Here is a 12,335-nt window from a genome sequence, read left to right as displayed (position 1 = left end):
ATAGCAAGTTCGGGTCGCCAGAAGATTTTTTAGGTCGCAACTCCGCGGTCTGCGCCTGGCTTGAACATGAGAGATTCGTCTTCTTGTCTAGCTTTACAGCGCTCTACAAAAATCAGTGCTGCGGACGGATCTTTAAGAAAGAGTTCGTACGACTCTTTGCTTATTTCGTAATACTCATCATAGTCAACCAAGCGGTTGCTAACATGGATAGAAACATAATACTTTCCACTAACTGCTTCTATTCCTATGGTAAATCGCTCGTCTGTATTGATAAAAGTGTCATTGAATTTCATGATCATCCTCTTATAAAGACAGTGGTGATATTTCAAGTTTTGGTGCAAGCGGGCCTTTAGCGTCGACTATTGCTTCAATGTTTCCATCTGGCAACTTTCCACCCGGGATCCATAGGTCGTTAGCGCCGGCTTCATTTCCTGATGGAATTCTTGGTTCAAGTCCGCGTTCGTTTTCGATTTCAGTGATCAGAAGGAATGATAATTATTTTTCGGCTGGGGCGTTCCTTGAGTTAAGTTATAATTACGGTAGCACTGATCGCTATGACGACAGTCTGGCCGAGTATAATCATAGTGCCGGACGCCTTTATTGAGCCATTGTTTGGGTCTCGCTTTTCATAGCGAACATCAGCATCGTGTAGTAGCTGTGAAAAAAGAAACTTCGCTATTTCTAAATAAGGTTAAATGCACTGTGTCACTCACAACTACCTAGCATGATGTACGCAAAGTCGGAGAGGGGATGCGCACGGTTGTTTTCGTCCCTTTTTCTACTCACTCCATAAACCAATAAAATCATCAAAGTTATTAGAGACTAAGTGGGTTTTACTTGAGTTTGGGTCAAAAATTTCAACCGTAATTGAGGGGGTATTGAAATTCAGGCAAACAAGGTAACCGCCCGCATCCCGTGCGATAGGAACCAATCCATTCGGAAGCCCTGGGGGTTTTCCTGCCCCTGAGTACCATGAGATGGTATACGGGGTTGCGTCGGGCGAGAATGAAAAGAACTCGCTTATGCAAGTTCCTTCGTCGTCATATGAAAATGAAGACACCTCAGGAGAGGCTTCGTCGGAATATTTAACTAAGTCCAAGTAGGACTCTGGGAAAATTACACCAAGTCGTTTTTCTACTTGGGAAATCGTATTGGCATCCACTGAGGATCTCTGTTCAATCCCGAAAGTACTCCAGTCAAACTTCATGCCAGCCCTCCGTAATTATTTCTTTCCATCCGCAAAGCCCCCTTTGTTTCCGGGGTGGAACATCTTCTGCCAAAGAGCATTCCATTGAGGACCTTTCGATTGTTCATGTTGATAGCGCCATACCAGCTGGAGTGTATCCGTTCCCGGTACGTGATGCCATGTGACTTCCTTGCCAGGGCTAATGCCTTTGGTAGGTATCTTGGTGCCCTTTACACGTCTGACTCCAGGCACCATGGTTTCCATTATTTTATTAAAATCTGCATCAGTATCGGCTGACTTTAAGAGGCTTTCGTTTGCAACCTTAAAATGTTCTGCGCGGTTGGGAACCGCTAGCACATCCGGGCCAATTTTGGTCTCGTATAAAACGCTATATGCGTGGGGATCCAATGGCGTCGCCAAACCGCTTAGTGCTTCATTACGGTTTGCTGCAACCGGATCCACTGCTCCGGCAGTTTCTGCCTTGCCTCCATCCGCCTCTAGGCACTCCAATCCCAACGGATCCACCCAGATAGTGGGGTTAGGGACGTATTGGTAGTTGTTCAACCCTCCTGCAAGTTTGAACGGATCCGGCGTCAGAAACCGCCCAGTTCCCGGGTTGTAGTAACGATGGCGGTTGTAATGGAGCCCGTCTCCGCATCGAAATACTGACCTTGGAATCGCAGAGGGTTGTCGATTTCATTGACATCCAATGCCACGACGTTGCCATAGGCGCGGTACTTCGCCGACCACATGATTTCGCCGCTGTAGTCAGTCAGTTCCTGTGGCGTGCCGAGGTGGTCGAGTTGGTAATAGAACGGGGCCGCTTTTAGCGGGCCTTCGCCGTCGAGCATTGCCAGCGGGCGGAAAGTGCCCGGTTCGTAGATGTAGCTGCGGTAGCGGTTCTCGGCGCTTTCAGCGATGAGGCGTTCGCCTTGCCACAGAAACTCGGTGACGTGACCGTCGACGTTTTTTTCAATGCGACGGCCAAAGGCGTCATATTTGTAGGTCGCTGTGCTGCCACCAGGCAGGCTGACGCCGATCAGGCGGTGCTGGCAGTCGTAGCGGTATTCGGTGATGAGTTTTTGTCCGGCGCCGCGACGCTCACGGATCAGATTGCCGTAGGCGTCGTAATCGTAATGGCGGTCGCCCTGCATGAGCAGGCGATTGCCTTTTACGTTGGCGAGATTCGCAACAGGCAGGTCATTTTGTCCGAGGAGGTTGCCTGCCGGGTCATGGGCGAAGCTCTCTGGCATGGCGCCGCGCACGCTGATCAGGCGATCCAGCGGGTCGTAGTGATAGCTGCGGTTGCCTTTGCGGCTGTCGTCGATGCCGGCGAGGTTGCCGTTGGCGTCGTAGTTGTAGCGACGCTGCAACAGGTGTTTTTCCCGCTGGCTGACGCTGTGCGCTTGGAGGCGGCCCTGTTCATCGTACTGGTATTGGCTTAGCAGCAAGCCTTGCTGACGCTGCTGTTCACGACCGGCGCTGAACTGGTGAGTGGTCAGGCGAGAACCATTGAGATCGATACTGCTTAAGCGCCCGCCGGACAAATGTCGGTAGTCGAGGGTGCTGCCGTCCGGCAGGCGGCAGTGGCTGAGTTGGCCAACGCTATCGTACTGGTAGCGCAGAGTGCCCCAGCCTTGGTGTTCCTCGATGAGTCGATCTTGCAAATCGTATTTGTAGGCGAGCGGCCAGTGGCCGTCGTCAACGTTAACGAGGCGGCCAAGCGCGTCGTAGCTGTAGTGAATCTCTTCGCCGTCGGGTAGCGTTTTTACAAGCAAACGGCCTGCGGCATCACGCTGATATTCGGTGACCAGTTCGCTGCCGTCGTCGCCGAACTCGGTTTTCTTCAGCAGTTGGCCGTTGAGGTCGTACTCGTAGGCAGTCCGACGACCATCGAAGCCGGTCTCCTGTTGAATCAGGCCGTTGGCGTAGTAATCAAGGTGATAGTGCTCGCCGCGCTCGTTTTCAATTTCAGTGAGCAACAGGCGCGAGTTGTCGTAGCGGTAGCGCAGTTGGCTGCCGTCCGGATTGATGCGGCGGCTGACGAGGTGAAGATTGTCGGCGTATTCGTAGCGGGTGATACGGCCAAGTTCGTCACGTTCAGCAGTGACATTGCCGTAGGCGTTGTAGCTGAATGCGCGAGTGGCGCCGCCGGGCAGGGTGACCTGGGTCAGGCGGTCGAAGGCATCCCGTTGTTAATGAGTAATGGCGCTCATCTTTGCGAGGTGATCCTCCGCCTGCACATTACTCATTTTGATGCCGGAATAATTTACTTCTTAAATATTACTCTTCAGCGTTGAGATAGGCAGAGGGGCCGCAGAGCAAAGGATGCTTTGTCGTGAACTCAATAACTGATTCCTCATTAGCTGCGCGGACTAGGTAGCTTTCGTATTCATTTTTTATCGTTACGGCTAGATTTTTTTTTGTGGGAATGTTTTTTATAAAAACTCCCTCGATATTGCTGCAGTTAAGGCCGATCCTGCAGGTATTGAACCCCGATTGCTTCCATTTTATAGGAGGTTCCTTAGGGTACTCTTTGATATCGAATTCGAGGATTATTGTTGGTCTGTTGTTGTCAATGTTTAGGGAGAGTAGCGTTACCTCACCGATAGGGATCGGACTACTGAAAATTCTATTAAAGAATGAGCTTCCGTCTAAGTCGTTCCAGAAAAACATTTTTTGTCCTTAAAGTAATAGTGATCTTTTGCGCCGAGTACGTTGCCTATTTGGGATTTAATTTTAATGATTGTTTTGGACCTTCGGCGCGCGTGAAATGATATTTTCTTATAAGAATGGATTATCCCTAACTATTCAGAACGCTCTCGCTAACTCTATCCGTTGTTCTTGAATGCTTGTTCTATTGTGTTTTCCTTTTATAGGAAAAAAGGAAGAAAATGGGGCGGACTTGTTTTCGGATTTTTAGTTTGAAAATAAAGCTGTCCCCTTTTTTGTTTAACTCGGATTTCATGAGTTTTGCATATAAAAAAGTGTCAGATAGCTGAGCGAGTTTAGCTATTTTTTGTAATGGTTTCTTTCATGTGAAAAAAGTTTTTCGTATTCGGAAATGACGTTTTTCCAGTTCGCGTAAAGTCTTTCTTCTGAGCCTACCTCGCCCTCGGGTAAAGGCATATATCTAACAATCGATGAGATGTCTTCTGGGTAGTCCAGGTCGGCATATAGTTCTTCGATTTTTTCAAGAGGATCCGAAAAAAGACCTTTGTTTTCAAAAAGATAAGAAAGTAGCAAATATATCCAAGGTTGTGAGATCCTTTCCTCTTTTTCCGTTGACTCATTACTCGCTAGAGATTCTAAATAGTCCCGGGCCAGGTATAGCTCTTGCTGCTCTAGTGTAGAAAGCTCATAAGCTTTTTTCGGTGATGAAGTTGTCAGCGTATTGCAAGCGAAGCTAGAAATACCTTGGTTGTCGATGTAACCTTTCTCAAGTCCATACAAAAGTTCACTCCAAGTCAGCCATGGCGTTTTGGAAAAAACATAGTTTCCGTCAAGTGGTAATAGAGACAATTTCTACCTCGGAAGTTTTGAAGGGATTTGATTGGGAGTGCCGGTTATTTTTCCGTTAGGGATAAATCTTTGATGCGTCAATTCCATCTTGGTATTGATGATCCACTCGAAAATACCGGCTTTGTCATTCATCGTTCCAGGCATCTGTGTAAGCGTATTGTTAGTACCATCCCCACCTCGAAGGGGAAATACTCTACCCTTATCTGGTATTTGATCTACAACATAGCTTGGTGCTCGATGCATCGGGTCTTCTTTTAGTGCGCTGCCGACGGGCTGTGCTGCTTTGATTTCATCAGCGGCATAACTTGCCCGGAGCCGTTCATAAAGAGCCGAATTGTAGCCAGATTGATCCTTAGCCTTGGGTAAAGGCGGCGCTCCTTCGTCAACAGTAGCTTCAAGGGGAGGAGCCTTTACACTATTCGCTGGTGGCGTATTGTCGCCAGGACAATTATTCAACCCCAACGGATCCACCCACCCCGTAGGGTTAGGCACGTACTGGTAGCTATTCAACCCACCCGCAAGCTTGATCGGGTCCGGCGTCAAGAACCGTCCAGTCCCCGGATTGTAGTAGCGGTGGCGGTTGTAATGTAAGCCTGTCTCGGCGTCGAAATACTGACCCTGGAAGCGCAGCGGGTTATCGATTTCGTTGACGTCCAGCGCTGCGAGGTTGCCATAGGCGCGATACTTCGCCGACCACATGATTTCGCCGCTGTAGTCGGTCAGTTCCTGCGGTGTGCCGAGGTGGTCGAGTTGGTAGTAGAACGGGGCCGCTTTTAGCGGGCCTTCGCCGTCGAGCATCGCCAACGGGCGGAAGCTGCCCGGCTCGTAGATGTAGCTGCGATAGCGATTTTCTGCGCTTTCGGCGATCAATCGCTCGCCTTGCCAGAGAAATTCAGTGGTGTGGCCGTCGACGGTTTTCTCGATGCGGCGGCCAAAAGCGTCGTATTTGTAGCTTGCGGTGCTGCCACCCGGCAGGCTGACGCCTATCAGGCGGTGCTGGCAGTCGTAGCGGTATTCGGTGACGAGCTTTTGGCCGGTTCCGCGACGTTCGCGAATCAGGTTGCCGTACGCGTCGTAGTCGTAGTGGCGGTCGCCCTGCATGAGCAGGCGATTGCCTTTGACGTTGGCGAGTTTGGCTGCGGGCAGGTCATTTTGTCCGAGGAGGTTGCCTGCCGGGTCGTGAGCGAAGCTCTCTGGCATGGCGCCGCGTACGCTGATCAGTTGGTCGAGTGGATCGTAGTGATAGCTGCGGTTGCCTTTGCGGCTGTCGTTAATACCGGCGAGGTTGCCGTTGGCATCGTAGTTGTAGCGACGCTGGAACAGATGTTTGTCCCGTTGGCTGACGCTGTGGGCCTGTAGTCGGCCCTGTTCATCGTATTGGTATTGGCTAAGCAGCAAGCCTTGTTGGCGCTGTTGCTCGCGGCCTGCATTGAATTGGTGGCTGGTCAGGCGTGAACCGTTCAGGTCGATGCTGCTCAGGCGTCCACCGGACAAATGACGGTAATCGAGCGTGCAGCCATCCGGCAGACGGCAGTGGCTGAGTTGGCCGACATTGTCGTATGCGTAACGCGTGGTGCCCCAGCCCTGATGCTCGGTGATCAAGCGATCTTGCACGTCGTATTCATAAGCGAGCGGCCAGTGGCCGTCGTCTACGTTAACGAGGCGGCCAAGCGCGTCGTAGCTATAGTGAATCTCTTCGCCGTCGGGTAGCGTTTTTACGAGCAAGCGGCCTGCGGAATCGCGCTGGTATTCGGTGACCAGTTCGCTGCCGTCGTCACCAAACTCGGTTTTCTTCAGCAACTGGCCGTTGAGGTCGTACTCGTAGGCAGTCCGACGACCGTCAAAACCGGTTTCCTGTTGGATCAGGCCGTTCGGGTAGTAATCGAGGTGATAGCGTTCGCCGCGCTCGTTTTCAATCTCCGTGAGGTTGAGTTGCGAGTTGTCGTAGCGATAGCGCAGTTGGCTGCCATCCGGATTGATCCGGCGGCTGACGAGATGCAGATTCTCGGCGTATTCGTAACGGGTGATACGGCCGAGTTCGTCGCGTTCGGCGGTGACGCGGCCATACGGATTGTAGGTAAACGCGCGTGTGGCACCGCCGGGCAGGGTGACCTGGGTCAGGCGGTCGACGGCATCCCATTGGTAATGAGTGATCGCACCGAATTCATCCTGGCGGGTTATTTGCCGGCCGAGCGCATCGTAGCGGTACTTGCGTTGACCGCCGTCCGGCAGGCGCTCTTCCAACAACTGGCCGAGGTTATTCCAGCCCAATTGATGACGACTACCGTCGGGGTGGCGGATTTCCAGCAAGCGCCCTTGGCGATCATAGCTGTAAAAGGTCTCGTTGCCATCAGGATCTGTTTGTTGGGTGACGTCGCCCTGTCGGTTGCGCTCGTATTTCCAGCGCGCCTTGCCGCGCTGGACATCAATAAGTTGGCCGTTGAAATAGTTGTAACGCGTCGGAATATCTTCCGGAGGAATTACCGCAATCAAGCGCCCTGCATCGGTGTACTGGTATTCGGTGATAGCCCCCATAGGGTCTTTGACCGCCACCAGTCGACCTTGGTCGTCATAAACGTTTTGCGTTTCACCGCCGTCGGGGGCGATCTCACTGACCAAGCGTGCATTTTCGTCATGCACATAGACCAGTTCACTACCGTCAGCGTTATAGACGGTGACTGAACCTTTGTCGTCCCACTCGTAGCGCGCTTCCATCTGTGCATAGTTTGCCCAGTGACGTACGCAGCGAGAAAGCTTGCCTTCTCGCTCCCATTCCCAAAAGAAGCTGGCGCCCCCTGCCATCTGCCGTTCGAGAATGACGTGTTGATCGTTGTAGCGGTAATGCTCGGTTTCGCCGACCGCATTGGTAGAGGAGATGAGCTGATTGACGGTGTTGTATCGGTAGGTGACGAGGGTCTGAATCGTCAGCCATGGATCCTGGCGTTCGCCGCGCTCGTTATATTCGGAACGTTGTTGCTGTTGATCGACAGCAACAATGTGTCTGTCTTCGTAACGCAGTAGCAGGGCGCGGCCTGCGCCGTTATCTATCCGTTGGATACGGTCAACGAAGTCATAACTGATATGCAGTCGGTTTTCGTAAGCATCGCTGATTGTGGTCAGACGCCCGGCGCGGAAATGGTAAAACCGCGTTCTTTCCCCGGCCTGGGTCAAAATGAGTTCGCCGGGTTCACTGCCCAGATAAATCACTGCCTGAGCCAGACTGTTGGTGATGGCCGGGCGCTGCTCAGTTGGCATCGGGAAGCGTGTCTGGCGATTCTCGTTATCAGTCCACAGCACACCTTCATCGTCGAGCTGCAAACGATGGGACAGTGAATGGCTCCAGCCATGGCCGAGGCGACTGTCGATCTCTACCGCACTGCTGCGATACAGGCGCGTCCACTCAAATGGCAGCAGGCCGCCCAGTCCGCCATCGGTCAGAGTCAGCAATTCTTCGCCCGTCACCATCGACACCGGTTCGCCGTTGGAACAGGTTTTATCGACGCATTGTGCGGGTTCATCGGCTGGGTTTTTCGATTGCTTCGGCGCGTTGTCAGTCGGTTCTACCTGCTCGATGCGCGAGGCTGGCTCTTCTTTTTTCCGTGCCTGAATCTGCGCATCGGATTCCACTTTTCCGCCAGTGACCGGTGGCTTGCTTTTCGGAGCTGTGGCCGTTTCTGCAGGTTTGGGAGCGGCAATCTGAACGTCCGCTTTGCGTGCCGGATTGAATTTCGAATCACCATTGAGCAACAACGGTTTCGATGCATCGGTATGTGGCGTCGCTTTGGACTTGCTGACTTTCATCAGCATTCCGGTGAAGTCTTCAATCAGCTTTATGACTTTGCCGCTGCTTTGCACCCCTTTGACGGCTTTTGTACCCACGCGTACGGCCAAGCCGAGGCCACCGGTCAATACAACGCCGATCAGAATGTTCAGCAAGAACTCTGTCGACATTTGCGCCAGCACTTCGGTACACGTCTGCGGCGGCAGCATCTTCACCCAAGCCACGATGGCCGCGACGTAGATCCACATCAGCGGCTCATCGCTAGCGATCAACAAAGCAGTGTGAATAGCGTCGGCAGAGGCGTCGTAGATCTTCTTGATCTGTTCTTCAGTGAAAAAATTTTTCAGTTTTTCGTAGTTTTCGCGCGGATGGGCGATGAGGTCGTAAAGGCTCTTGATATCGCCCCACAGGCCCATGATCGCTTTCATGAAGCCTTCCCACGCGGCTTCCAGCTCTTGCAATGCGCGACCACCGAGGGATGCATCGGTATGTGTCTGCCAGAGCGGCAGGAAGCTGGTGCTCCATTCGGTTTGTAGCCAGCCGCCCAGCTCGCCGATCACACCTTGATACGAGTTGAACAGGCTATTGATCTGTGCCGGTGTGGGATTGGGGAAGAAAGTAATTTTGTATTGCTGATTGGGTTTGAGCCCGGAAACTTCAAGAATCCCCGTTGCGTCGATGGTTTTGTTGATGGTGGGGCCGACGTCGTTCTTGCCGATGAAGCGGCCATCAACAACGGGCGTCAACTGAACTGGAGTATTGCCAATCGGCACGAAGCGCGCGGACTCGAAGCTATGAACCAGGACGAGTTTGCCGTTCGCGGGGCAGTTGGCATAAAGGGTATTTTCCTTTTTGCTGTCCTTGTCCGCCGTGCCGACTTCGTCGCCGACTTTGAATTGTTGTTCTGCGTCCAGAATTCCGCCGTACCAGGCTTCGGCATGCTCGCGATAGTCCTTCAGGCATTTCTTGAAATCGTTGATGATGGCCTGAGCATCGGGTTGTTTTGCTGTGAGACCGCCAACGATCCCGCCCATTAAAACGCTCATGCCACCACCTCTTTTTCCAAATAGGCCTTTAGCAGCCCGGTAAAGTTTTCTTCCGTGAGCGGCGTACGCTTAACAAAGCGCGCCACTTTTTGCTTCAGGTTTGATTCAGGGAAGGAGAAATACAGATCGGCGTGTTCCTCCTGCAACCACTGCATCATGTTGCCAATAACGGTTGATGGATTTTCTGCCATCAACCCATCCAGCAGTTCCTTCGGCACCTCCCACCACGGCCAGTCCCGCACCTTCGGTACAACCCGCGTCCCAACCTCCAGCGCCTGACCATTAATCAGATACCGCTCAAACACCGGCAGCACTTCACCGGCCTTTTCCCCCAGTCCATGCAGAATCGGATAGATATGACGCCCATCCCAAAACCGGAAAAACACCTCGGTCCCATCCGGCATCTTCACCTGCGTCAGGCTGCGCAGATGCTCGAACACTTCGTTCGGCGCTGAACGCGACACCGCCAGCCAGCCCCAGTCGAGGGCGTCGGTTTCGGCGATCCAGGGCAGGAATGCCGAGTTCGGTTTGAGTTCGGTGACGTAGGGCATCACCGGTTGCCAGGTGGCGTAGGGCGTGCCGCCCCAGATCGGCAGGAGCTGGGCGGTGGGTTCGGTCAGGTACAGGGTTTTCAGGGCGTCGGTATCGCTCGCTGCACTGATCACCAGATACAAACGCTCGCCACTCTGCAACGGCTGTTGCGCCAGCCAGTCCTTGGGGGTGATTCGATCAGATGGCACAGGCACCTGCCTTGCATTTTTCGCATTCTTCGCAGAATGGCGCGTTGCGTTTGAGGGTGTTGATTTGCGCTGGGGTCAGGACCTGGCCAGCCTTGTCGGCATCCGCCTGTTTCAGCACGCCGGGCATCAACGGCGCGGCGCCCGTACCAACGCCGGGGCTGCCGCCGGAGTTCATGTTGATCACCGGGCCGCTCATCGTTACGCCGCCGGCGTCGATCTTGATGAAGCTGCCGCCGCCGACCAGGGTCAGTTCTGCGCCGGCTTCCATGACCACTTTCATGCCGCTGCTGAGGTGGATTTCCTGGCCTGCATCGATGAACTGGCCGGTGCCGATCTTGATGTGCTGGTTCACGCCGACGGTGAGGTGGTCGTTGGCGCGGGTTTCGACTTTGCGGTCGGCGTAGACGGTGTGGTGTTCTTCGGCCTTGAATTCGCTGTAGCTGTTCTGCTCGACGGTGTCGTGGCGTTCGTTGCCGACGCGGATCTTCTGGTCGTGCTCGATGTTTTCGTCCCAGTCACGCTGGGCGTGCAGGTAGATCTGCTCCTGGCCTTTTTTGTCTTCGATGCGCAGTTCGTTGTAGCCGCCACCGCCCATTGAGCTCAGGGTCTTGAAGGTGCTGCGGGTCTTGTTCGCCGGCAGGGCGTACGGGACGGTGTTTTCCTTGTGGTACAGGCAGCCGCTGATCAGCGGTTGATCGGGGTCGCCTTCAAGGAAGGTGACCAGCACTTCCATGCCGATGCGCGGGATGGCGATGCCGCCGTACTGGGCGCCGGCCCAGGCGCTGGAGACGCGCAGCCAGCAACTGGTCTTGTCGTCAGCCTGGCCTTCGCGGTCCCAGTGGAACTGGACTTTGACGCGGCCGTATTCGTCGCAGTGGATTTCTTCGCCTTTCGGGCCGGTGACCACGGCGCTCTGGCTGCCGAGGATGCGCGGTTTCGGGTGGCGCAGCGGTGGGCGATTGGGTACGTCCCACGGCGTGGCCTGGAAACGGTTGCGGTAGCCTTGGTGGAAATCGTCTTTCAGCGCGGTGGTGTCGCTGGTCACCGACTCTTCGAGCACCTGCGGCTGTTTGCCTTCGTGCAGGACTTCGGTGAGCAGCCACAGATCATTCCACTTAGGCTTAGGGTGTTCGGCCAGGGCGAGGAAGTGACCGCTGACGAGCAATGGCTGATCGCTCTTGCCTTCGGCGAGCTGGAAGTCGCTGCGATGGCGTTCGAGGGCGCGTTTGGCCAGGTGTTTGCCGCGTTCACGATCGATGAAACGGCCCGGGTAATCGTAGTCTTCGAGGTCGGGCAGGGCGTCGCCACGGTTTTCGCTTTCCAGGGTCAGGCGCGGTTTTTCGAAGTCGTAATCGCGGCGCGTGGTGCGGCTGGTGCGGGTTTCCAGTCGCAGGTCGAAGCGCTTGATCACCGGATCGCTGGCGACCATGCCGGAATCTTGCTGGTAGGCCACCGGCTTGAGTTTCGGGAACACCGTCTGGTCATCGCCGAACACCAGTTTGTGCGCCGTGGCGCTGTGCTGGAAGTGGTAGTGAATGCCCTCTTCTTCGCACAGGCGCTGAATGAAATGAAGGTCCGATTCGTCGTACTGCACGCAGTAGATGCGTTCGGGATAGATCGAGCCGGTCTTGAATTCGTAGGCATTGCTTTGGATGCCGTGCTCTTCGAGGACCATGCCGATGATTTTCGGCACGCTGAGGTTCTGGAAGATGCGCTGGTTGATGCGGTGCGCGAGGTAGGACAGTTGCGGGCGCAAAGTCACCGAGTAACGGGTCAGGCGCTTGCCCGAATCGCCTTGCGCGGCGCGGTAGATCTGGCCATGAATGCCGCTGCCGTCAGGCGACAGCTGCAAAAAGGCCGGTTTGTGCAGCAGGGTTTCGAGGTCCAGCGCCGGCTGCTCACTGACCAGCTCCACCTCGAAGACAAAAGGCTGGCTGATGGCTTCCCGACCGGTGAGGGTAAACACCTGGAAATCAGCGGAAAGACCTTCGATGGTCAGGGCAAAGTGGGTTTCATTGGCCGGCGCGAACATCCCTTGTTCCTCGTGCTGTACAGCGGCG

Annotated in this window: 7 protein-coding genes and 1 pseudogene; all 8 read right to left on the bottom strand. The window is 54.2% G+C overall.

Translation table 11 applies throughout. The annotated features are described in order from the left end of the window. Positions 1 to 29 precede the first annotated feature (29 nt). Positions 30 to 293: a hypothetical protein gene (locus J3P75_RS22455; RefSeq protein ID WP_434708227.1), complete on the bottom strand. Its 264-nt coding sequence runs from the start codon at positions 291 to 293 to the stop codon at positions 30 to 32. 485 nt (positions 294 to 778) lie between these two features. Further along, positions 779 to 1,207 carry an SMI1/KNR4 family protein gene (locus J3P75_RS22450; RefSeq protein WP_434708226.1) on the bottom strand — a complete coding sequence of 143 codons (429 nt, stop codon included), beginning with the start codon at positions 1,205 to 1,207 and terminating at the stop codon, positions 779 to 781. 15 nt (positions 1,208 to 1,222) lie between these two features. After that, a pseudogene (locus tag J3P75_RS22445) lies at positions 1,223 to 3,381 on the bottom strand (RHS repeat-associated core domain-containing protein); the annotation flags it as partial. Between the two features lie 88 nt (positions 3,382 to 3,469). Then, positions 3,470 to 3,862 carry an Imm50 family immunity protein gene (locus J3P75_RS22440; RefSeq protein ID WP_434708225.1) on the bottom strand — a complete coding sequence of 131 codons (393 nt, stop codon included), beginning with the start codon at positions 3,860 to 3,862 and terminating at the stop codon, positions 3,470 to 3,472. Positions 3,863 to 4,198: 336 nt separating this feature from the next. Further along, on the bottom strand, positions 4,199 to 4,708 hold the full coding sequence (locus J3P75_RS22435; RefSeq protein WP_434708224.1) for a DUF2247 family protein: 510 nt from the start codon (positions 4,706 to 4,708) through the stop codon (positions 4,199 to 4,201). Positions 4,709 to 4,711: 3 nt separating this feature from the next. Further along, positions 4,712 to 9,535: an RHS repeat-associated core domain-containing protein gene (locus J3P75_RS22430; RefSeq protein WP_434708223.1), complete on the bottom strand. Its 4,824-nt coding sequence runs from the start codon at positions 9,533 to 9,535 to the stop codon at positions 4,712 to 4,714. Further along, entirely contained in the window at positions 9,532 to 10,275 is a 744-nt protein-coding gene (locus J3P75_RS22425; RefSeq protein ID WP_434708222.1) for a DUF4123 domain-containing protein, read from the bottom strand. The genes J3P75_RS22430 and J3P75_RS22425 overlap by 4 nt, the downstream gene beginning before the upstream one ends. Next, positions 10,265 to 12,307 carry a type VI secretion system tip protein TssI/VgrG gene (gene tssI / locus J3P75_RS22420; RefSeq protein ID WP_434708221.1) on the bottom strand — a complete coding sequence of 681 codons (2,043 nt, stop codon included), beginning with the start codon at positions 12,305 to 12,307 and terminating at the stop codon, positions 10,265 to 10,267. The genes J3P75_RS22425 and tssI overlap by 11 nt, the downstream gene beginning before the upstream one ends. Between the last annotated feature and the right edge of the window lie 28 nt (positions 12,308 to 12,335).

The organism is Pseudomonas sp. R1-1 (assembly GCF_051132135.1).
Classification (GTDB): Bacteria; Pseudomonadota; Gammaproteobacteria; order Pseudomonadales; family Pseudomonadaceae; genus Aquipseudomonas.
Note: the sequence above shows the minus strand (reverse complement) of the source record. Positions and strands in the feature narration are given on the sequence as shown.

Excerpts from the sequence above, each read along its gene's own strand:
- J3P75_RS22455 (WP_434708227.1), bottom strand. The coding sequence starts at position 293 with ATGAAATTCAATGACACTTTTATCAATACAGACGAGCGATTTACCATA.
- J3P75_RS22450 (WP_434708226.1), bottom strand. The coding sequence starts at position 1,207 with ATGAAGTTTGACTGGAGTACTTTCGGGATTGAACAGAGATCCTCAGTG.
- J3P75_RS22440 (WP_434708225.1), bottom strand. The coding sequence starts at position 3,862 with ATGTTTTTCTGGAACGACTTAGACGGAAGCTCATTCTTTAATAGAATT.
- J3P75_RS22430 (WP_434708223.1), bottom strand. The coding sequence starts at position 9,535 with ATGAGCGTTTTAATGGGCGGGATCGTTGGCGGTCTCACAGCAAAACAA.
- tssI (WP_434708221.1), bottom strand. The coding sequence starts at position 12,307 with ATGTTCGCGCCGGCCAATGAAACCCACTTTGCCCTGACCATCGAAGGT.